18 protein-coding genes and 2 pseudogenes are annotated in these 20,626 nt (G+C 41.5%); 10 read left to right on the plus strand and 10 right to left on the minus strand.

The window, feature by feature from the left end:
* Positions 1-406 precede the first annotated feature (406 nt).
* From ACQFX9_RS22625 to ACQFX9_RS22635, 3 genes and pseudogenes are all read right to left on the minus strand, one after another.
* Positions 407-925 (minus strand): annotated as a pseudogene (locus ACQFX9_RS22625) (transposase); the annotation flags it as partial.
* Positions 914-1,111 (minus strand): annotated as a pseudogene (locus ACQFX9_RS22630) (IS982 family transposase); the annotation flags it as partial. The pseudogenes ACQFX9_RS22630 and ACQFX9_RS22625, both read right to left, overlap by 12 nt.
* 73 nt (positions 1,112-1,184) lie before the next feature.
* Positions 1,185-2,783, minus strand: a complete 1,599-nt coding sequence (locus ACQFX9_RS22635) for a tetratricopeptide repeat protein (RefSeq protein ID WP_427158682.1) — start codon at positions 2,781-2,783, stop codon at positions 1,185-1,187.
* A 910-nt stretch (positions 2,784-3,693) separates the two neighbouring features.
* Between ACQFX9_RS22635 and ACQFX9_RS22640 the strand changes: the two genes are divergently transcribed.
* From ACQFX9_RS22640 to ACQFX9_RS22660, 5 genes are all read left to right on the plus strand, one after another.
* Positions 3,694-4,212: a phycocyanin subunit beta gene (locus ACQFX9_RS22640; protein ID WP_236143534.1), complete on the plus strand. Its 519-nt coding sequence runs from the start codon at positions 3,694-3,696 to the stop codon at positions 4,210-4,212.
* Positions 4,213-4,349: 137 nt separating this feature from the next.
* Positions 4,350-4,838 (plus strand): phycocyanin subunit alpha, encoded by a 489-nt coding sequence (cpcA, locus tag ACQFX9_RS22645; protein WP_236143533.1) that lies wholly within the window; start codon positions 4,350-4,352, stop codon positions 4,836-4,838.
* 115 nt (positions 4,839-4,953) lie between these two features.
* Positions 4,954-5,763 (plus strand): phycobilisome rod-core linker polypeptide, encoded by an 810-nt coding sequence (locus ACQFX9_RS22650; RefSeq protein ID WP_427158684.1) that lies wholly within the window; start codon positions 4,954-4,956, stop codon positions 5,761-5,763.
* 138 nt (positions 5,764-5,901) lie between these two features.
* Positions 5,902-6,774, plus strand: coding sequence for a phycobilisome rod-core linker polypeptide (locus tag ACQFX9_RS22655; RefSeq protein WP_427158686.1), 873 nt, complete (start codon positions 5,902-5,904; stop codon positions 6,772-6,774).
* Positions 6,775-6,787: 13 nt separating this feature from the next.
* The gene (locus ACQFX9_RS22660; protein ID WP_103138115.1) at positions 6,788-7,045 is read left to right on the plus strand and encodes a phycobilisome linker polypeptide; all 258 of its coding nucleotides are present in this window, start codon (positions 6,788-6,790) and stop codon (positions 7,043-7,045) included.
* Positions 7,046-7,314: 269 nt separating this feature from the next.
* Here ACQFX9_RS22660 and ACQFX9_RS22665 read toward each other — a convergent pair whose 3' ends face one another.
* On the minus strand, positions 7,315-7,887 hold the full coding sequence (locus tag ACQFX9_RS22665) for a Uma2 family endonuclease (protein ID WP_427158687.1): 573 nt from the start codon (positions 7,885-7,887) through the stop codon (positions 7,315-7,317).
* A 78-nt stretch (positions 7,888-7,965) separates the two neighbouring features.
* Between ACQFX9_RS22665 and ACQFX9_RS22670 the strand changes: the two genes are divergently transcribed.
* Entirely contained in the window at positions 7,966-8,643 is a 678-nt protein-coding gene (locus ACQFX9_RS22670; RefSeq protein WP_427158689.1) for a HEAT repeat domain-containing protein, read from the plus strand.
* Here ACQFX9_RS22670 and ACQFX9_RS22675 read toward each other — a convergent pair.
* Positions 8,626-9,207: a phycobilisome protein gene (locus ACQFX9_RS22675; protein WP_427158690.1), complete on the minus strand. Its 582-nt coding sequence runs from the start codon at positions 9,205-9,207 to the stop codon at positions 8,626-8,628. The genes ACQFX9_RS22670 and ACQFX9_RS22675 overlap by 18 nt on opposite strands.
* Positions 9,208-9,326: 119 nt before the next feature.
* On the opposite strand from ACQFX9_RS22675, the gene ACQFX9_RS22680 reads away from it, so the two are divergent.
* The 3 genes from ACQFX9_RS22680 (at position 9,327) to ACQFX9_RS22690 (ending at position 11,467) form a co-directional block, all read left to right on the plus strand.
* Entirely contained in the window at positions 9,327-10,118 is a 792-nt protein-coding gene (locus ACQFX9_RS22680; protein WP_427158692.1) for a DUF1838 family protein, read from the plus strand.
* Positions 10,119-10,358: 240 nt separating this feature from the next.
* Positions 10,359-11,018, plus strand: coding sequence for a HEAT repeat domain-containing protein (locus tag ACQFX9_RS22685; RefSeq protein WP_427158693.1), 660 nt, complete (start codon positions 10,359-10,361; stop codon positions 11,016-11,018).
* Positions 11,019-11,260: 242 nt separating this feature from the next.
* Positions 11,261-11,467 (plus strand): hypothetical protein, encoded by a 207-nt coding sequence (locus ACQFX9_RS22690; protein WP_427158695.1) that lies wholly within the window; start codon positions 11,261-11,263, stop codon positions 11,465-11,467.
* 4 nt (positions 11,468-11,471) lie between these two features.
* Here the strand turns inward: ACQFX9_RS22690 and ACQFX9_RS22695 are convergent, their stop codons facing one another.
* On the minus strand, positions 11,472-12,275 hold the full coding sequence (locus ACQFX9_RS22695; RefSeq protein ID WP_427158697.1) for a pentapeptide repeat-containing protein: 804 nt from the start codon (positions 12,273-12,275) through the stop codon (positions 11,472-11,474).
* A 318-nt stretch (positions 12,276-12,593) separates the two neighbouring features.
* Between ACQFX9_RS22695 and ACQFX9_RS22700 the strand changes: the two genes are divergently transcribed.
* A complete protein-coding gene (locus ACQFX9_RS22700; protein ID WP_427158698.1) occupies positions 12,594-16,310 on the plus strand; it encodes a HEAT repeat domain-containing protein in 3,717 nt (1,238 codons plus the stop codon).
* A 265-nt stretch (positions 16,311-16,575) separates the two neighbouring features.
* Here the strand turns inward: ACQFX9_RS22700 and ACQFX9_RS22705 are convergent, their stop codons facing one another.
* The 4 genes from ACQFX9_RS22705 to sufC form a co-directional block, all read right to left on the minus strand.
* On the minus strand, positions 16,576-17,025 hold the full coding sequence (locus ACQFX9_RS22705) for a hypothetical protein (RefSeq protein WP_427158699.1): 450 nt from the start codon (positions 17,023-17,025) through the stop codon (positions 16,576-16,578).
* A gap of 33 nt (positions 17,026-17,058) precedes the next feature.
* On the minus strand, positions 17,059-18,321 hold the full coding sequence (locus ACQFX9_RS22710; protein ID WP_427158700.1) for a cysteine desulfurase: 1,263 nt from the start codon (positions 18,319-18,321) through the stop codon (positions 17,059-17,061).
* 156 nt (positions 18,322-18,477) lie between these two features.
* Positions 18,478-19,827, minus strand: coding sequence for a Fe-S cluster assembly protein SufD (sufD, locus tag ACQFX9_RS22715; RefSeq protein WP_427158701.1), 1,350 nt, complete (start codon positions 19,825-19,827; stop codon positions 18,478-18,480).
* Complete coding sequence (gene sufC / locus ACQFX9_RS22720; protein ID WP_103137899.1) at positions 19,827-20,615, minus strand: Fe-S cluster assembly ATPase SufC; 789 nt, start codon at positions 20,613-20,615, stop codon at positions 19,827-19,829. Before sufC ends, sufD begins: the two co-directional genes overlap by 1 nt.
* Positions 20,616-20,626 lie beyond the last annotated feature (11 nt).

The following is a 20,626-nucleotide window of genomic DNA, read 5'->3' on the forward strand; positions in this document are numbered from 1 at the left end:
GACATTATTTGCAAATGAAACTGCAAACAAGCGGTTTGAAACAACATTCTCTGCAAATAAGCTGTAAGCCTTATGGGGATTGAGATACGGTCATTTTCGCGTCCGGTGTGTTCAAATTATAAGAACTTTTAAACCAGACATATATGTTCATTTATTTAGATATAAACTGAACACAAATAAAACAAAAAAATTCTATATGGAGTATTTCTCGTCTTGATTTAATTTCCCTCTGACGCAAACAAAGGAATGCCCATTTTTAACATCTGGTCTCTCAAATCTTGGGTTCGACCGGGAGGTAACTGAGCGTGAAAAAAGGACTTTACTTCACTTACACGTATATTTAATAACTCAGCCAGCACTTTAGCATTGTAACCATGCCGTACTAGGCGAGGTTCTAAATCGTTAATCAAGCCCAAATAAAGCCGAAACTGGCTTTATGAGAGGCAAATACGTCACGATTGACAGTCAACCACTCAAAAAATCGAAAAGAAATAGCAGTTCTAAAGGCTTCTAAAGCCTCAGTAAAAGTGTTCAAAGGTTTAGTTGCCCACCTACGTCTAAAACCGCCAGTTAATTGATGCCAAAGAATAAAAGTGTAGGCACAAAACACCAAGATAAAATGTCGCATAAGACTGGTTTTATCTCGGACTTGATATTCTTTTAATCCTAAAAAACCCTTGGCTTCCCGATAAAAGACCTCTACCCAATTTCTTTGAGAATAGGTGTTGACTATCCATTCTGGAGTCACAACAGATGTATCAACATTGGTAATAAAGTAGTCGATATCTGTGGCATCAGAAAAAGTAGCAGCATTCATGACGATAGCTATACTTCGTTTACCCTCTAAACGTGATATCTCTACTTCTTTAGTTGTTACCCATACTGTTCTGAGTTTATCTAGGTTGAGTTGAATTTCGCTAAAAGCATACTTGAAATTTCGGTAGTGATTCTGATGAAATGCAATTAATATCGTCATAATCTCGCTCAAGCATAGACTTTTAGCCCGATTACGTTTTATTCCTCTATATCTCATCAGTCTTTTGTGCCATCGGGCTTCAAATGCTTTACAGAAATCATCTACATGACAAAACAAAGCATCTAAACTAAACATAGGACAGGTTGCTGGATTTAACGCTATTTTCAGCTTACTACCTGTCCTTTTTCTTATCCCGAACTCAGGTTACTTAATTAAATAACTCTTTCCATATCCCTACTCCCAGTTTTGCAATCCCTTCCTTCAGTTTTCCTTGCTTAAACAGGGCAATTCCTAAATTTTGTTGAGCATCTGTATTATTTGGGTCTAGGTACAGGGCTGTTTGGTAGCTGGCGATTGCCTCTTCTAGTTTCTCTTGCTTGGAAAGTGCTAACCCCAGGTTATTATGAGTTTTCGTAGAGTCTGGATTAAAGCGCAGGGCTTTTTCATAGGCGGTAATTGCTTCTTCTAGTTTGCCTTGAATAAACAGCGCAAATCCTAAGTTATTGTGACTGGTTGCAAATTTTGGATCGAGGCGCAGGGCTTTTTCGTAGCTGGTGATCGCTTCTTCTAGTTTCCCTTGCATGAACAGCACATTTCCTAGATTATTGTAAACAGTTGCAAAGTTTGAGTTGAGGCGCAAAGCTTTTTCGTAGCTCATAATCGCTTCTTCTAGTTTGCCTTGATTGAATAGCGATAACCCTAAGTTATTGAGAGCGCAAAGGTACAGAGCTTTTTGGTATTCGGTGATCGCTTCTTTCAGCTTATCTTGATTGAACAGTGCTAACCTCTGCTGAATGTGAAAGACCGCTTCTTCTTCAAGATACAGGACTTCTTGGTAAGCGGTGATCGCTTCTTTTTCGAGGTACATGGTTTCTTGATATGCGGTGATCGCCTCTTCTAGCTTACCTTGATTGAAAAGTGCTAACCCCAAGTTAATTTGAGCGATTGCATTTTTTTCGAGGTACGTAGCTTTTTCGTAAGCGGCAAGCATTGCTAGGATCGCTTTGTTGTCCTTGGCGGTTGCTCTTTGGTAAACGGCGATCGCTTTTTCTAGCTTATCAAACAGCACATTTGCCAGGTTATAGTGAGCAGTTGCAAAGTTTGGGTTGAGGCGCAGGGCTTTGTCGTATGTGGCGATCGCTTCTTCTAGCTTACCTAGCTTGTGCAGAACAAACACCAGAATATTTTGAGCGAGTACAGAGTTTGGCTCAAGACGGAGGGCTGCTTTGTATTTGAAGGCTGCTTCCTCTAATTTTTCATCTTTGAGCAAACGGTCTGCCTCATTTATCAATCTGGTGACTTGATCTTGGCATTTTTCTAGTTCTTGTGAAATTTCTTGAGGAGGTGAGTAATTCGAGCTAGCAACTAATCGCGCCACTTCTTGCCGAATTCCTTTGACAACTTCTAAAAAAGCCTCATCTCGGTCAACCCAGCTTTTTATCGGTTTGCGATTACTTGGCAGGGGTGACAATTTATCAATCGGAGGATTGTCCCAATCTGCATGGCGTAGCAATACGGGAATCACACGAGCCTTACCTGCCGCATTTTGTTCTAAGGCGCGTGTAACTTCAACTGTCCAGTGATAGTCTGAAGCAAGAAAATCTGGACTCACCAACAGTAAAATTAGCCCAGCCCGTTTGAGGTATTTATTAATTTCAGCTTGAAACTCTTGCCCAGCAACAATTTCACGATTGTGCCAACTAGTAATAGTTTGTTCACGCAGCAAAGTCGCTAAATGCTTTTCTAACTCTTCGCACAGTTCTTCATCTTTTTGGTGATAAGAAATAAAAACTTCAATAGCTGTCATAGTGATAGGTCAAGATGCTGGCTGGTTGAAAAACTACACAAACTTTTGCTTGATTTCCTCAAGCATCTTAATATAATTTATCGTATTCTGCTAAAATTTACCGAATTTATACTTATAGCTTTATCTTCATAGATACAAAGCAATCTACCTAACACTTATAACAATCGCCAAGCCAGCGATGTACAGATCGTCATATGGGCGCAGGTGTTCATATCCCCCATTTTTTGAAAAAGTCGGGGTTCTATGACCTAAATAATTTATTTGTATGTTTGACTACTAGACACAGAGTGAAATTGACATGACTTTACACATTCCTATATAAATATGACTAAATGTAACGATATTTTAAGTCTAAAAACTCTTTTAAAAATAGCAATTCTAAGGATTAAATCAAAATTGTGTCTAAATATTGCCAATTGTAACGATACTTGAAGTCTAAAGACAAAATGAAAATAAAAACAATCCTTGAAATACAAGGCTTCCAGGCTTTGCTTAATATTTTTTAACCTATTCTCTAGCGACAGTTTAGAAATTGCACAAAATTTGCACAAATGTATTGCTTTAATCAAATTCAGGTTCAAACAACTTCTGAACTCGTTGCCCCTGATGGGAAAAGTTCAGTGTCTTGAAACTTGATGAACAACTATTTCATTATCTGAGATTGTGAGTCTTAGGGAAATAGTTGTGAAGAAGCTTCGCAATATTGATTTATAGCTGTGCCGTAAGTTAATGGGAACTAGCTAAAAGTTAAATGGTGAATTTTGCCCTAATTCACCGACTGTTTAACTTGCTAATAATTTTTGGCCTGCTGATTTTCGACGAATGACGAAGCTTAAGTGCCATCAAAAACTCAGACTTTGAACCGACATGGAATAAACAGCATACTAAATAGTGATTAGGAGAAGCTGGAATGCTTGACGCTTTTACCAAGGTAGTTTCCCAAGCTGATACTAGAGGCTCATACGTTAGCGATGCAGAAATCGATGCTCTCAAAGATATGGTAGCTGCTGGTGCTAAACGCATGGACGTAGTTAACCGGATTACAGGCAATGCCTCTACAATCGTTGCCAATGCTGCACGGACATTGTTTGAAGAGCAACCCCAGTTGATTCAACCAGGTGGTAATGCTTACACAAACCGCCGTATGGCTGCTTGCTTACGTGACATGGAAATCATCTTACGCTATGTAACCTACGCTGTATTCACAGGTGATGCTAGCGTTTTAGACGATCGCTGTTTGAACGGTCTGCGGGAAACATATCAAGCATTGGGTGTTCCTGGCCCCTCTGTAGCGACTGGTGTAGTCAAGATGAAAGAAGCTGCGATCGCAATTGCAAACGACCCCAGTGGCGTTACCCGTGGTGATTGTAGCTCCTTAATGGCTGAATTGAGCAGCTACTTTGATCGCGCTGCTGCCGCAGTTGGCTAAATACCAATTCAAAATTCAAAATTCAAAATTCAAAATTCAAAATGATTGCTGAATTTTGAAGAATTGGGAGACAACGCCGACCACTCAATCTTTTGTCTGACGCATAACTTTACATATTTGTTGAAAGGATCATCAGCATGAAAACACCTTTAACCGAAGCAGTCGCTACCGCAGATTCTCAAGGACGCTTTCTCAGCTCCACAGAACTTCAAGTTGCCTTTGGTCGTTTCCGTCAAGCATCCGCTAGCTTAGATGCCGCTAAAGCATTGAGCAGCAAAGCTAGCAGTTTGGCTTCTGGTGCTGCTAACGCAGTTTACCAAAAGTTCCCCTACACCACCCAAATGCAAGGTAAGAACTTCGCTGCTGATCAGCGTGGTAAAGACAAGTGTGTACGTGACATCGGTTACTACATTCGCATCATCACCTACTGTCTAATTGCTGGTGGTACAGGCCCATTGGATGACTACTTAATTGGTGGTTTGACAGAAATCAACCGCACCTTTGATTTGTCTCCTAGCTGGTACGTTGAAGCTCTCAAGTACATCAAAGCTAATCATGGTTTGAGTGGCGACCCTGCTGTAGAAGCTAACTCCTACATTGACTACGCTATCAACGCTCTGAGCTAGATTTTTCTCTATGCCCAGAACAACTAAAAGCTGTGAATGCTGATTGGCTAGCAAGGGCAGTTTTTTGGGGTTCTGGGTATGTTTTTTTCCTTGCAAAAATTAAGGAGATTGACTCATGACTAGTTCTACCGCAGCCAGTCAGCTAGGATTTGAGCCATTTGCCAGCACACCCCCCACAGAGTTGCGGTCAAATGAAGATGTCAAAGCAGTAATTCATGCTGCTTATCGCCAGGTGTTTGGTAATGAACACTTGATGCAAAGCGAACGTCTCACCAGTGCAGAATCGTTATTGCAGCAAGGTAATATTAGCGTTCGAGATTTTGTCCGATTGCTGGCACAGTCTGAACTGTATCGCAATAAGTTTTTTTACTCCACGCCCCAAGTTCGCTTCATCGAATTGAACTATAAGCATTTGCTTGGTCGTGCGCCCTACGATGAATCAGAGATTACCTACCACGTTAATCTCTATATAGAAAAAGGGTACGAAGCGGAAATTGATTCTTATATAGATTCACTCGAATATCAAGAAAACTTTGGAGAATCAATAGTTCCCCATTATCGCGGCTTTGCTACTCAAGCAGGACAAAAGACTGTAGGCTTTAACCGGATGTTTCAGATTTACCGGGGATATGCCAACAGCGATCGCTCCCAAGGTAAAAATAAATCTGCGTGGTTAACAAAGGATTTAGCTCAGAATTTAGCTAATCCCGTGCAGACTCCTAACTTTGGTCGGGGACTGACAGGTACAATTGCAGGCGATCGCGGACAGCTTTACCGCATCCGATTTACCCAAGCAGATAGAGGAAGAACCCCCCAAATTCGCCGCAGCATTAAGGAATATTTAGTCAGCTATGACCAACTCTCACCCACTCTGCAAAGACTAAATCAGAGAGGTAGTCGAGTAGTAAATATTTCTCCTGCTTGATTGGGAGAGGCAGGGGGCAGAGGAGGCAGGGGGGCAGGGTGCAGGGGGAGAATGATTTTGATTTAATCCCCAGTCCCCAGTCCCCAATCCCCAATCCTCAGTCCCCAATAATTTTGCACTATTCAAGGAGTCCTATTCGTGCCAATTACAACCGCCGCATCTCGTTTGGGAACTACAGCTTTTGACCAAACACGCCCTGTGGAACTGCGTCCTAATTGGACAGCAGAAGATGCCAAAGCTGTGATCTGGGCTGTTTATCGTCAGGTTTTAGGTAATGATCACCTGATGCAATCAGAACGCCTCACCAGCTTAGAATCCTTGCTGACTAATGGACAAATCAGCGTCCGGGATTTCGTGCGTGGAGTCGCTAAATCTGAACTATACAAAACTAAGTTTTTGTATCCCCATTTTCACACTAGGGTAATCGAATTAAACTTTAAACACCTGTTGGGGCGCGCTCCCTACGATGAAGCCGAAGTGATTGAGCATCTTGATCGCTATCAAAATCACGGCTTTGATGCAGACATCGATTCTTATATCGATTCTGTAGAATATGATAGCTATTTCGGAGATGCGATTGTTCCTTATTATCGGGACTTCGTTACTACAGGCATAGGTCAAAAAACCGTTGGTTTTACACGGATGTTCCGTCTGTATCGTGGCTATGCTAATAGCGATCGCTCTCAGTTAGCAGGTACAAGTTCTCGCCTAGCCACCGACTTAGCTAGAAATAGTGCTTCTGCGATCATTGCGCCTTCCGGTGGGACTGAAGGTTGGGCTTACCAAGCTGCCAAGAAAGGTACTGCACCCGCCCGCACCTTTGGTAGATCCTCTCAAGGCTCTACTCCCCGACTTTACCGCATTGAAGTTGCCGGAATTAGTCTGCCTAGATATCCCAAAGTACGTCGGAGCAATAAAGAGTTTATTGTCCCCTACGAACAACTATCCAGCACTTTGCAGCAAATCAATAAACTAGGCGGTAAGGTTGCTAGCATCACCATCGCACAATAGGAGGTAAAGCATCATGTTGGTACAGCCACGGATGAAAGCATCAACTTCCACTTCAGACAGTCGTGTTTTTGTCTATGAAGTAGAAGGATTAAAACAGAACGAGCAAACCGAGAACAATAAATATCAAGTTCGCAACAGCAGCACTGTTTTAATTCAAGTCCCCTACAGTCGTATGAATGATGAAATGCGACGCATTACCCGCTTAGGTGGCAAGATTGTCAACATTCGTCTCCTAAGTGAAAGTGGAACAGCAGCTGAATCAGAAAATTAACGGATAAACGGCAAGATTAGCCACAAAGTTTAGCCGTATATCATGCTCCTTTGATATTTGCGATTTTTATAGGTGCAGGTGTAGAAAAGTAAAATTTTCTGCACCTTTTTTATGGGGTGAAAGCAAGCCTTTATATCAATTTTGGATTTTGGATTTTGGATTAAAAGCCTAGATTCTTAGGCTATTCCAGAATCTCGAAACAATACTACCTATCCCAACTCGGTATTACCTATTCCCAATGCCCAATGCCCAATTCCCATTCCCTCCCATTAAGGAATTTTCGCTTGTTGGAAGATTTGTTGAGGTGTAAGTTCTAGCCCTTCGAGGAGTGAATCTGCCAAACTATCATTACCGCGTTTAGTTTGAGGAAGCGCATCTGGATAAAAAATAGTGACAGTTTTCGCTTTAGTATCAATAATCCACACTCGCTGAACTTGAGCCTTTAAATAATCAGTGGCTTTTTCGGTCATTTCTCCAAAAGTTTGCCCAGGAGAAATAATTTCAATGACTAATTCCGGTGCGATTGGACAAGCTGTATCTTCCATCCAATCGGCCGGAAGACGGTCATAGGAAATATAGGTTAAATCAGCTACAGGAATCCAGTCTTGTTGATTGCGTATGAGCCTAATTGCCCATTCAATTACGACTCTTCCTTTGGGTTGCGCCCATGTAGATAGTAGTAAAAATAATGCACCTGTTACTGAGCTATGAAAAAATTTTGGTGACATTTCGTCGTTTTTAAATTTAGGAATTGCTTCACCGTCAATTAATTCGTAGATGATATCTCCTTGGGGAAGTGCGAGAAATTCTTCCCAAGTAAGCGGCGTTTTTAACTGGGTCATAGTTGCTTTGGAAGCAGGGGTATAACTCTATGTTAGATTTTTAAGAATAAATAGGGCTACCACCCGATTTTTGCCGAAATGAAACAACCCAGTTTAGAACAAATTGCCGCACAGTTAAATAGCTCAAATGTGAGCGATCGCATTTTAGCGATGATTGAACTGCAAAAAGAGACTATGCCAGCACAAGATGCCTATCCATTAATTAAACAGGCGATTTATGATGAAAATGTGCAGGTGCGTGGTATGGCCGCTTTCTCTTTAGGTGTGAAACAAACTCCTGAAAATCGCTCAATTTTGGTGAATGTGCTGGAATCTGACCCTGACTATAATGTGAGAGCAATGGCAGCCGGGGCTTTAGGATATTTGGAGGATCAGCAAGCTTTAGCTTCTCTAACTCATGCTTTCTATGAAGATACTAGTTGGTTAGTCCAATTTAGTGCGGCTGTGGCTTTGGGTAACTTAAAGGATGTCCAAGCTCAAGCAGTTTTACTAGAAGCCTTGAATAGTAGAAATCCCCTATTGCAAGAAGCTGCAATTATGGCTCTAGGTGAGATTGGTGCTATCAGTGTGATTGATCGTCTGTTGCAATATGTAAATGCCGACGATTGGATGCTACGGAAACGGTTAGCTGAAGCCTTGGGTAATCTTCCCGTTCCCCAAAGTCAAGCCGCACTCAACGACTTACAAAAAGATACTAATCCCTTAGTGGTTGAAGCTGCTGTGCGATCGCAGCAAAAGTTAGCGAAATTGCTTTAATTGCTCAATCAAATGATCGAAATACGGCGCAAGGGTTGCTTGCTGCTCTGTTTCTATGCGCTTGAGGCTGGCGGCTTTAATTCCTTCTAATCCGACAACCATTGCATCTAAAGGTACTTGCAATTCTTTATACAGTAACTGCATATAATGTAAACCTTCAGGGCTTGTGTAGTCGGTATGTTGACCCGTGATACCATAAGTAATGCAGCGTAGAAAGTGCCAAAAATCACGCCAACAGGCATCTGCCCTAACTGCTGGATAGAGTCCACCACCTGGTTGAGTAATATCGGGAAATTTAGCTAAGACATCATTTCTGGCTTCATCAACGATTTCTGTGACGCGATCGCGCAGATTTTGAGTCACTGTTATCAATGCTGTAGTTGCAGGTGCAAGCAGTTGTATTTGCTGCAAATCTTCATCGGTGAGGTAGCGTCCCTCATTATCTGCTGTCTGAAAAAGTTCAATCGCCTCCGGTGGATGGGTATTCGTCCAAGTAGCAAAACTGACAATCCGCGACTTCTGGATGAGTTCGCGTACTTTGTCACTCAATTGTGGCTGAGTCATAGATGATAAATCGACTTACTAAAAGTTAGAACCCCTGGCAAATTTGAGGAGTGTAGAAATAGTTCTGTTGGTTTAAGTAACCTATTATTAACACTGTAGCGGTAGTTTCTTGAGAAACGATGAGCAATTCAGAAGACTACACATTTAATAATCTAGATTTCTACAGAAAACATCATGGTCAACAACTTTACTATCGATGGGAAGGGGAAGTCTGGTGGCAAGAGTCGAGCGATCGCGAATGGCAGAAGTTATTTTCTATCATCGGGATGAATTCCACCAAGGTTTTCATTCGTCCTGATTCTGAGTTTGAGCAAGTAGGTTATCGGATTAATCGAGAATTGGGTTTATTTTGTGATCCACAGACAAAAGAAATCCTGCACACATGGCAACCCAACGCAACCCGTCCGCCTGTACCCATCGTACATATAGCCAATCGCATAGTACAAGGCTCTGTCAGACCAAGGTTGACGGTAATTCCTCAAGGGCAAGACTATGTTACCTCTGTTGTAGAAATCCCCCTAACTTATCCTCATCCCTTGGCAGGAGATGCCCAATACCGAGACTATTGTCCTAGTGACACCTTTAATGGTACGGAATACTTTACCAGTCACATTAGTCGTCCAGAAGTCAAGGATCTTCCTCCCGCAACCTGGGCGCGAAACTGTCCTTGGCTACCTTGGATGAAACTAGGCTACGGTCATCCAGCACGCTTAAGATTTGAGACGACAACAGCTCGTGTTGACTCCTTTGCACAATTACATCCCAATTTAATACAACTAATTCGTCAAAAAGTGCCGATTTATGAATTCACTCCCGACCACAGTGATGAAGCAAATATGACAAGTACGTTATATTTTAAGCAACACTTTGATGCTTATTTAAGAGGAGAAAGTTTTCCAGTAGCAGAATAGTCAATGGTCAATGGTCAATAGTCAATAGTCAATAGTCAATAGTTATTAGTCATTAGTTTTTATCCCTTACACCCCTAAACCCCTAAACCCTTACACCCTTACACCCCCACACCCCTAAACCCCTAAACCCTTACACCCTTACACCCCCACACCCCTAAACCCCTAAACCCTTACACCCTTACACCCCCACACCCCTAAACCCCTAAACCCTTACACCCTTACACCCCTATTTCTTACTTTATGGATCTCAGCCAAATTGAAACTAATCTGCAAAACGCTGATTTTCAATACCGTCTCAAGGCTATCTCTGCCCTTCAAGATTATCCTACTGATGTTGCTGTACCTTTACTCAGTCGCCATGTCCAAGACCCTGAGTTTTTGGTGCGAACTTTTGTCGCTAGGGAGTTGGGTAAGCAAAAAACGTCGGAATCTTTTGCGGCTTTGTTGCAAATAATGAAGTTAGATAACACACCTAATGTAAGGGCAGAGGCGGCTAATTCTCTCTCGTTGTTTGGGCGAATTGCTGTGTCTCATCTAGTGCAGACGTTTGCCCGTGATGACCATTGGTTGGTACGTCGGAGTATTTTGGCTGCTTTGGTAGAAATGGATTGTCCTGAAGAGGTTTTAGAGGTTTGTGTGATTGGATTAGCAGGGGATGATGCAGCAGTACAGGAAGCCTCTGTGGATGCGTTAGGAGCATTAGTAAATTCCCGTCAGTCACAGGCTGCTTTATCTCAACTCTTGATTCTCAAAGATTCTGAGTTTGAATATATTCGGGTTAGGGTTGCCTATGCTCTGAAAAATTTTGATGCCTCGACGGCTAAAGCGGCTCTTGCAGAACTAAGAAATGATCCAGACTACCGTGTAGTAGGGGCTGCAATGGAAGATTTAATTCCTTAAGGAGTGCTGAGTAGAAGTAATAGGTTTTTCTCCTCTGCTTCCTCTGCTTCTCCTGTCACTTCATAATTGCGCGCCATCTCAAAAAATACGCCTCTCAGTCATGTCTAGCTGAGTTAGATATCTCTATAATGTATCTAGGCTTGACAGCAAAAAAACACAAAAGTCTAGATATATAGGCTGGCAGAATTGGACAATATCTAAATTTATACCGAGTAGTTATATTTGCTCGACAGGAGAAAAATATGGCGGAAATTCCCAGTGGTGGTCAGATGCTCTGGAAATTGGAAGGAGTTGATCGGGCTTTGTACCTGCGACATAATTCTTCAGAGCCGTGGCTTCCCTATGAAGAGTTCCCACAGTATGTACTACCCGATCCGCCTGGATTTTCTAAAGGAATTGCCACTTTTCTAGCGTTGCTCAAAAAAGAGTGGACGGTAATTAAATCTTAAGCAGTTAACTTTCTAGGCTGGCTCTTGTAGTTTTGCGAGTTAAGGTGTGGGGTGTATCTAATTCTTGTGCAGGCTGACTCAGAAGACGCGATCGCATTTCATCACTCAACCCTTGAACATGACTAAAGTCTGCACCAGCAATACTTTCTAACTGCTCAAATTCCACACCAGTCATATCTGCGGCGCGCAAATCTGCTCCCGCTAAGTTAGCCCCATTGATCCTCGCATGACGTAAATAAGCTCCCGTCAACCAAGCTTTCCGCAAATCGGCTTGGCTGAGGCGTGCGCCTTGGAGATTCACCAAAGTTAAATCAGCACCCCCCAAATAAGCACCTAATAAACTAGCACCCTGTAAATCCGCGTGGCGTAGGTTGGCTGTATTCAACTGCGCCCCATTTAAATTGGCCTTTGGGCCAATCGCACCTGAAGATTTATAAGCGAAGTCTTCAGGAAACAGCGTTTGACTATCGTACCTTGCTCCTAGCAACTTAATTTCAGTTAAATTAGCTCCCCGTAAATCTGCGCCACTTAAATCAGCTCGATACAAACAAGCTGCTTGTAAATTAGCATTACGTAAAATAGCTTGACTCAGATCGGCTCCTCTTAAATCGGCTTGGCTCAGATCCGCTTCCGATAGATTGGCTTGACTGAGATTGGCTCGAATCAAAGTGGCTCGATGTAGCTGCGCTTTCGATAAATCAAAGCCACTGAGATTGAATTGATACAAATCTTCCTGAGCTAAAGCCAGTCCCGCTTTCAGGATAGCCAAAACGTCTTGAGGTGTCCTGTAAGTCTCCTTGCTGATCATAGATTGAAGTTTAGAGATTATTTAGGGGTATTCTACCGCGACACATCTACCGAAAATTTATAACTTTCGTCTACAGAATGGTAGAGAAAGATATTTTATCTGTTTGGCTATGAGATTGGTTTTGTCAGTATGTAGTAGCAAAATCGCTATTTTCTCTGGTAGAAAAACTCAGGCATATTAGACTTTTCAAAGTATTTACTCAGAACAATTCCTCTAATTTTTATTAATACCTAATTTCTACAAATATCTTAAAATCCACGGCAATTTTCCCAACTCTTAGATATACTCAAAATCACAACCTCAACAGACATAAACATTATGTTAGATTGGTTAGCTGTTTGGGGCATAACTCAAGCTGTCGGGTTTGCTTTCAAGTCGATTTTTGAAGACTTAGCCAAAGACGCTGCAAAAGACTGGGCAAAAGATTTATTAAAAAGTGTTCCTGGTAACATTTTACAGCAACTCCAACCAGAAGACATTGAAATTGCTGCTGGCAAAGCCTTAAAAGAATTTTTGCAACTCATGCAGCAAGAATTAGAAGATGCGGAGTTAGAAGAAACAGAACTACAAACATATAATCAGACTTTAAAACAATTTCTCAACCATAAATCTGTTAGACAGATTTTAGGAAAACCTTTCCTCCCAGACTGTCACACTCTAGATTTTCAAAGTTTGGCCAAACTTTGGTATGAAATGAAATTACCTAATCTTCCACAAGAATTTGATTGGGAAAGATTAGCCAAACGGTATCTCAAAAAGGTGAAAGCGATTATTCGAGAATCTGAGAAACTGCGCCCTATTTTAGATTCTCAGTATTTAGAATCAATCAATCATAGATTACTAGAAAATCAAGGTATTACCCCTGATTTTGACTTAAAAAAATACCAAGAAGGAATACGCGAAAGATACGGAAATTTAAAATTAGATAGTCTAGACACTACGGGTTACGCCTATAATGAATTAAGACTGTGGCGGATGTTTATTCCCCAACACGTCCGGGAAGTTCATCAAGTGTTAGCACAGGTACATGAACTACCTAAAGAACATCTCAAACAGCTACGAGAAAGTCAGCAACTAGATGAAGAAATTACTCCAGAAGCTCTAGAATACTACAAACAAATTTACTTTGAACAGCCCACTATTTCCGTTTTAGATATTATTAATGATACGCAATTTCATAAATACGTAGTTATTTTAGGAGATCCAGGTTCGGGGAAATCGACGTTGCTGCAATTTTTAGCTTTAAACTGGGCAGAAACTCCTCTAAATAATGTCATCTCTTCCCCTATCCCATTATTAATTGAACTACGGACATATATCCGGCGCAGAGAAAATAATGAATGTCAGAATTTCTTAGAATTTTTTCATAAGTGTAGTGGTATAGTTCATCATCTCAACCAAAATAAGCTCCATGAACAACTCAAAGCTGGCAATGCTTTAGTTATGTTTGATGGTTTAGATGAAGTATTCGACATTGGGAAAAGAGATGATGTGATCACCGATATTCATCGTTTTACTAATGAATATCCTGATGTGAGGGTAATTGTTACATCTCGTGTGATTGGCTATAAACCGCAAAGATTGCGTGATGCAGAATTTCGCCATTTCATGCTGCAAGATTTAGAACTAGAACAAATTCAAGAATTTGTGCATCGTTGGCATGAGTTAAACTTTAAAGAACTGGTGGATAGACTGCGAAAAAAAGAGAGATTACAAAGGGCAATTGATACATCAAAAGCGATTTCTGAATTGGCAGGAAATCCCCTGTTATTAACCATGATGGCAATTCTCAACCGTAACCAAGAATTACCTAGAGATAGAGCAACTTTGTATGAGCAAGCATCACGAGTATTGCTACATCAATGGGATGTAGAAAGAGCTTTAGTAGAAGATTATCGGCTAGATCCTAAAATTATTGACTATAAAGATAAACAGGCAATGTTGCGACTTGTCGCCTATCATATGCAAACTAGTGACAAGGGTTTAGCGGGTAATTTAATTAGTGCCAAAGATTTAGAAAAGATTTTAACCCGCTATCTAAAAAATCTGGAGTTTGAACAACCAACTAAAGTTTCTAGAGTGATGATGAATCAACTACGGATTCGCAATTTTATGTTGTGTTTTGTAGGTGCAGATTACTATGCTTTTGTACATCGGACTTTCTTAGAATATTTTTGTGCTTGGGAATTTGTTTGGCAATTTAAAGAAATACAGACTTTATCAATTCAGTCGCTAAACTGTGAGGTGTTTGGTAAACATTGGCAAGATGAAACTTGGCATGAAGTTTTACGTTTAATTATTGGAATGATTGAGCCAAAATTTGTCTGTGAAATCCTCGATTACTTAATGGAGGAAGATGGTGAATCAGAAAAATTTATTAACTTATTTTTAGCTGCTAAATGTCTAGCAGAGGTGAGAAATCGCCTGTTAGTTGCTTCTGTATCGGCTAAATTATTAGAGAAAATTAAAGCCTTAACTAAATATGACCTCTCCTATTATTACAAACCTTATTTAGATGCAGAAGAAACTCAACTAGTACAAGAAATTCGCACAAAAGCCGTCATCTGTGTGGGAACAACTTGGAAGGATGATCCTGATACTCTCCTTTGGCTACAAGAATTAGCCACAGCTGATAATAATGATTATGTGCGCCGTGCGGCTTTACAAGAGTTAGCTAGAGGGTTTAAAGATGATCCTGATACTCTCCCTTGGCTCAAACAACGCGCCACCAGCGATAATGATTGGACGGTTAGACAAGCCGCAGTTCAGGAATTAGCTAGGGGTTTTAAGGATGATCCTGACACTTTAATCATTATCCAAAAAAGTGCGATCGCTGATCATAGTGAATATGTCAGACAAGTCGCAGTTCAAGAATTAGCCAGAAGTTTTAAAGATCATCCCAGTACATTGTTTTGGCTGAAAAAACGTGCCACAGTGGATCAATATGGGACTGTACGTCAGGTAGCGATTCAAGAATTAGCCAGGGGGTTTAAAGATGACTCTAATATTCTGCAATGGTTGAAAAATTTCGCCACCAGTGAAGATTGGATGGTGCGCCAAGCTGTGATTCAGGAATTAGCTAGAGGGTTTAAAGATGACTCTGATACCTTAAGTATTCTCCAACAAGCTATCACTAGCGATGAAAATGAATATGTGCGTCAAGCAGCAGTGCAGGAGTTAGCTAGAGGGTTTAAAGATGAACCCCATACTCTCCCAATTTTAAAACAAAGTGCGATCGCTGACCCCTATTCCGATGTCCGTCAAACTGCTGTGCAAGAATTAGCTAGGGTATTTAAAGATGATCCTCATACACTCCCCTGGCTAAAACAACACGCCAGTGCTAGCGAGGATAAATATTTGCGTCGTGCTGTTGTCCAAGAATTAGCCAGAGTATTCAAAGATGATCCTGATACTCCCATCATCCTCAAACAGCGTGCTGTCATCGATACCTATTCTGATGTGCGTCGCGCAGTTATCCAAGAATTAGCCAGACATTTCCAAGATGACCCAGATACATTAAGCATTCTCAAACAAAGTGCGATCGCTGACAATAACGAATCTGTGAGACGTACAGCTTTACAAGAATTAGCTAGGGGTTTTCACAATCACCCTGATACTCTCCCTATCCTGAAAAAATGTGCTAAATCGGAAAAATATGCAGATGTCCGCCAAGCAGCATTACAGGAATTAGCCACAGGGTTTGCTGATGATCCCGAAACCCTCACCATTTTAAAAAAACGTGCTATTTCTGATCAATATGCAGATGTCCGTCAAGTCGCACTCCAGCAATTAGCACAAGGGTTTGTAGATCACCCAGAGATATTGGAAGTGTTCTACCATTGTGCAGTGCATGACCCTTTTACGCGAGAGTACAATTTTCAACAAAATCCGCGACAGGTAGCACTAGAAATTATCATCGAAAATTATCTTAATCATCCCCAAACGCTACCATTATTACGCGATAGAGCCGAACTTGATCCAGATGAGCAAGTGCGTGAGTTTTTGCACAAGAAATTGCTAGATTTTACTTCTTGAAAAACAAGAGAGTAATGCAGGAGATGCGATTTCTGGAACAGATGCAAATATATCTATAGGAATCCGCTTTGATTCCTGAAATTATTTGCGTAGGGAGGGAACAGGGAACAGGAAAGAAGGAATCAAAGTGTACTGAGTTCTTTTCAAAAATCAAATAGGAATCCTATAATTTATCAACGATGGTTAAATAGAAGGTCTTCCTAACTTTGTCTAAAGTAATTAATTGCGCCAAAGAAAAGAAGGAATTTGAACACTCTTAATAAGACTAAATAGGATCGTGATAGGAATATACTGCATTTTGTTGACTAGGATGTTCTTGACGCACATCAAGTCCCCGACTTTCAAAAACACAAGATTTACCATTAACTTTCTTCAAACCAGTACCTATCTCACCAAATCGAGTTGGTTTTTTCTGTTTAAATGCTTCTTCAAGTACATTGAGAGCTTGATTTTGTGTGCTTCGAGAAACGAATTTACTCCAAGTATTTCGCCAGAATGCTTCAGGACGATATTGGGCGCGTATTAAAATTTCTTGGCACTCTTTTCTGGGATAATTCTGTTCTCGCCTTGTTGGGCGTAGAGAAAATTCTGCTGATGTCGGGGATAATTTCTTGAACTTAACAACTTGATATTCCCAACTTACACCTCCTGCGATCGCAGCATGAGGAATCACAACCCAAAGTAAGCATAACAGAGTTAAACTAGACTTTTTCATAAATATTAAAAGGTGGGCAATGCCCACCCTAAATTAACCAAATATGCCAGCAAAAAAGTCAATGGTTTCCTTGAGTGCTTTGATGAAAACATCAATTTCATCACGGGTATTGTAGAAAGATAAACTGACTCGTGCTGTGGCTGGTAAACCTAAATGACGGTGTAATGGTTGTGTACAATGATGTCCAGAACGAATGGCTACGCCTTCTTGATCTAATAATGTCGATAAGTCGTTGGCGTGGATACCTTCAACGGTAAATGCTGCTAAAGCGGCTCTACCCTCTCCTTTTGCATCGGGTTTTGGCCCGTAGATTCTGACTTGGGGAATTTTAGCTAACTCTTGGAACAAATAAGCTGTTAATTCTGCTTCATAGGCATGGATTTTATCCATACCTATATTAGTAAGATAATCTATGGCTGCACCGAGAGCGATCGCTTCTCCAATTGCCGGTGTTCCGGCTTCAAATTTATGGGGTAAGTCAGCATAGGTGGAATGATCTAAATAGACTTCCGCAATCATTTCACCACCGCCAAAAAATGGTGGCATTGCTTCTAGTAATTCCAACTTACCATATAGGAAACCTATACCAGTAGGAGCGCACATTTTATGCCCAGATGCTACCAACCAATCACAGTCGATTTGTTGGACATCGACAGGCATATGAGGCACACTTTGACAAGCATCAACTAAGAATTTCGCGCCGTATCTGTGAGCAATCTTCGCAATCTCTGCCACTGGATTTATACAACCCAATGTATTAGAAACATGAACTATAGAAACTAATTTAGTTTTTTCGGAAATCAGTTGTTTAAACTGTTCTAAATCGAAGGTTTCTTCTGGTGTTAATTCCACAAATTTGAGAACTGCACCAGTCTTTTGTGCCACAAATTGCCAAGGCACAATATTACTGTGGTGTTCCATTACCGACAGAATAATTTCGTCCCCAGCTTGTAAATTGTTCATCGCCCAGCTATAAGCGACGAGGTTAATCGCTTCGCTGGCGTTGCGGGTGTAGACAATTTCTTGACGGGAAGCAGCGTTAATAAATTTCGCAATTTTATCCCGTGCGCCTTCATAAGCATCGGTAGCTTTTGCACTGAGGGTATGCGCTCCCCGATGCACGTTGGCGTTATATTGTTCGTAATAATCCCTGAGTGCATTTAACACGAACAAGGGTTTTTGAGATGTCGCCGCATTGTCTAAATAAACCAAGGGTTTATCGTTGATTTCCTGATGTAATATCGGGAAATCAGCGCGGACTTTATCAGCTAGGGTTTTGGTAGGAGTATAAGTCATTGGTTGTTAGTCAATAGTCAATAGTCAACAGTCATTAGTCATTAGTCATTAGTCATTAGCTAAGAACTTATTACTTTCTTTTCTCACTCAGCACGGGCTAAACGCCCCGCTACCGCTAACAGCACTCAGCACTCATTACTCATTACTCATTACTCATTACTCAGCACTACTTCTGACTGTGTTTAACAATGAGTCTCTTAAGGAGGCGACTGGAATTTGATTGATGATTTCGGCGGCGAAGGCGTTAACTAATAATTTGCGTGAGTCGTTGGCATCAATACCCCGACTTTGCAGATAGAATATTTCATCATCTTCTAACTGGCTGACTGTCGCACCGTGGGCGCATTTGACGTTATCGGCGGTGATTTCTAGTTGGGGTTTGGTGTCAACTCTAGCTTTTGATGATAGCAGCAAGTTGCGGTTTAACTGGGCTGCGTCGGTTAGCTGTGCTGGTTTGGGTACGAAAACTTTACCGTTGAAGACTGCGTGAGCGCGATCGCCGACAATACATTTATGTAATTGTTTACTTGTACCATAGGGATGATTGAGAGCGATCGCACTGTGGGTATCCGCTACTTGATTGCCTGCTATCATGGTCAAACCGTTGAGAGTTGTTTCAGTTTGCTCACCAGTTTGCAAAATCTCTAAATTATGTCTTGATAGCTTTGCACCCAAACTAATGGCGTGACAAGTATAGCGGCTATAACGGGTTTGAGTAACGGCAGTCTTACCAATGTGGAAAGCCTGCTGACTATCTCTTTCTACTCTAGTGTGACTGACTTGGGCATTGTCAGCGATCGCAATTTCCGTAACAGCGTTGGTGAGGTAAACCCCCGCTTCCCCTGAAGTAGTCACATAATCTTCAATGACGCTTACCTGTGAACCACTTTCCGCGACTACCAAACACCGGGGTTGAGCAATAGTTGCGGTTTCCCCAGTCACGGAGATAAATAATAGATGTATCGGCGTTTCCACGATGACATTTTTCGCCACCAACACAACCGCCACATCAGATATACCCGCAGTATTTAATGCAGTAAATACCTCTAATGCACCCTCAGCTTGGGCTAAATGCTTTTGTACCCGTTCCTGTTCAGTAAGAGGTAACGCATTTAAATTACCAACCACTACACCAGCAGGTAAATCTGCAACTGCTGACAACTCCGGTGCGTAAACACCATTCAAAAACACCAAGCGGCTATTGTGAGATTCTGGTAGCGTGAATGCACTGATATCAGGAGATGTTGCTGTGAAGCTATGGAATTTGACTTGGCGTAATTCCGACAAATCAGTAAACCGCCATTCTTCCTCACGGGTGGTAGGAATAGTAGAGTGACGTACCCAATTCGCAGCACGTTCTCTGATTTCCTGTAACCAACCTGTAGAAGCTGGTACAGTCACCTGATTTAACAAAGCCACTAACTCAGCATCTCTATCTAACAAAGTAGCTGTCAAACTCACTACATCCGAGTTAGGAATAGCACTAGGAGAAACTTGATTTGTCATTACACACCCACCCCAACAGCAGTTTCTTCCAACAGCCAGTCATAACCACGGGATTCTAATTCCAGTGCTAATTCCTTACCACCACTGGTAATAATCTGTCCCCGCGCCATAACGTGGACAAAATCAGGCACAATATAATCAAGTAACCGTTGGTAGTGGGTAATCATAATCGTGGCATTTTCTGGGCTAGTGAGTTGATTCACCCCATGCGCCACAATTTTCAATGCGTCAATATCTAAACCTGAATCTGTTTCATCCAAAATCGCCAACTTCGGCTCTAACAAAGCCATTTGCAAAATTTCGTTGCGCTTTTTCTCCCCACCAGAGAAACCTTCATTCACACTACGTTCGAGGAAAGCGGGATTCATCTTCACCACTTCCAACTTTTCCTCAATCAAATCATCAAAATCGAAAGCGTCTAACTCTTCCAAACCTTGAGCCTTGCGACGAGAATTATATGCTACCCGCAAGAAATCCAAATTACTCACGCCAGGAATTTCCAAAGGATATTGGAACGCCAAAAATACACCAGCCCTAGCCCGTTCCTCCGGTTCTAACTCCAGCAAATTCTGTCCCTGGAAAATCACCTCACCACCAGTCACAGTATAAGCCGGATGTCCCGACAACACCTTAGAAAAGGTACTCTTACCAGAACCATTCGGCCCCATAATCGCGTGAATTTCTCCAGCGCGCACTTCCAAATTCACACCCTTCAGGATCGGCGTACCATCAACCTCAGCCGTCAACCCCTTAACCGACAAAATCACATCACTATTTTCAACAATCATGTTCTCTCTCT

Origin of the sequence: Aliinostoc sp. HNIBRCY26, from assembly GCF_050235535.1 — a bacterium.
GTDB lineage: Bacteria > Cyanobacteriota > Cyanobacteriia > Cyanobacteriales > Nostocaceae > Trichormus.

Coding starts and splice junctions, on each gene's coding strand:
- ACQFX9_RS22635 (WP_427158682.1), bottom strand. CDS start 2,783: ATGACAGCTATTGAAGTTTTTATTTCTTATCACCAAAAAGATGAAGAA.
- ACQFX9_RS22640 (WP_236143534.1), top strand. CDS start 3,694: ATGCTTGACGCTTTTACCAAGGTAGTTTCCCAAGCTGATACTAGAGGC.
- cpcA (WP_236143533.1), top strand. CDS start 4,350: ATGAAAACACCTTTAACCGAAGCAGTCGCTACCGCAGATTCTCAAGGA.
- ACQFX9_RS22650 (WP_427158684.1), top strand. CDS start 4,954: ATGACTAGTTCTACCGCAGCCAGTCAGCTAGGATTTGAGCCATTTGCC.
- ACQFX9_RS22660 (WP_103138115.1), top strand. CDS start 6,788: ATGTTGGTACAGCCACGGATGAAAGCATCAACTTCCACTTCAGACAGT.
- ACQFX9_RS22665 (WP_427158687.1), bottom strand. CDS start 7,887: ATGACCCAGTTAAAAACGCCGCTTACTTGGGAAGAATTTCTCGCACTT.
- ACQFX9_RS22670 (WP_427158689.1), top strand. CDS start 7,966: ATGAAACAACCCAGTTTAGAACAAATTGCCGCACAGTTAAATAGCTCA.
- ACQFX9_RS22675 (WP_427158690.1), bottom strand. CDS start 9,207: ATGACTCAGCCACAATTGAGTGACAAAGTACGCGAACTCATCCAGAAG.
- ACQFX9_RS22680 (WP_427158692.1), top strand. CDS start 9,327: ATGAGCAATTCAGAAGACTACACATTTAATAATCTAGATTTCTACAGA.
- ACQFX9_RS22685 (WP_427158693.1), top strand. CDS start 10,359: ATGGATCTCAGCCAAATTGAAACTAATCTGCAAAACGCTGATTTTCAA.
- ACQFX9_RS22690 (WP_427158695.1), top strand. CDS start 11,261: ATGGCGGAAATTCCCAGTGGTGGTCAGATGCTCTGGAAATTGGAAGGA.
- ACQFX9_RS22695 (WP_427158697.1), bottom strand. CDS start 12,275: ATGATCAGCAAGGAGACTTACAGGACACCTCAAGACGTTTTGGCTATC.
- ACQFX9_RS22700 (WP_427158698.1), top strand. CDS start 12,594: ATGTTAGATTGGTTAGCTGTTTGGGGCATAACTCAAGCTGTCGGGTTT.
- ACQFX9_RS22705 (WP_427158699.1), bottom strand. CDS start 17,025: ATGAAAAAGTCTAGTTTAACTCTGTTATGCTTACTTTGGGTTGTGATT.
- ACQFX9_RS22710 (WP_427158700.1), bottom strand. CDS start 18,321: ATGACTTATACTCCTACCAAAACCCTAGCTGATAAAGTCCGCGCTGAT.
- sufD (WP_427158701.1), bottom strand. CDS start 19,827: ATGACAAATCAAGTTTCTCCTAGTGCTATTCCTAACTCGGATGTAGTG.
- sufC (WP_103137899.1), bottom strand. CDS start 20,615: ATGATTGTTGAAAATAGTGATGTGATTTTGTCGGTTAAGGGGTTGACG.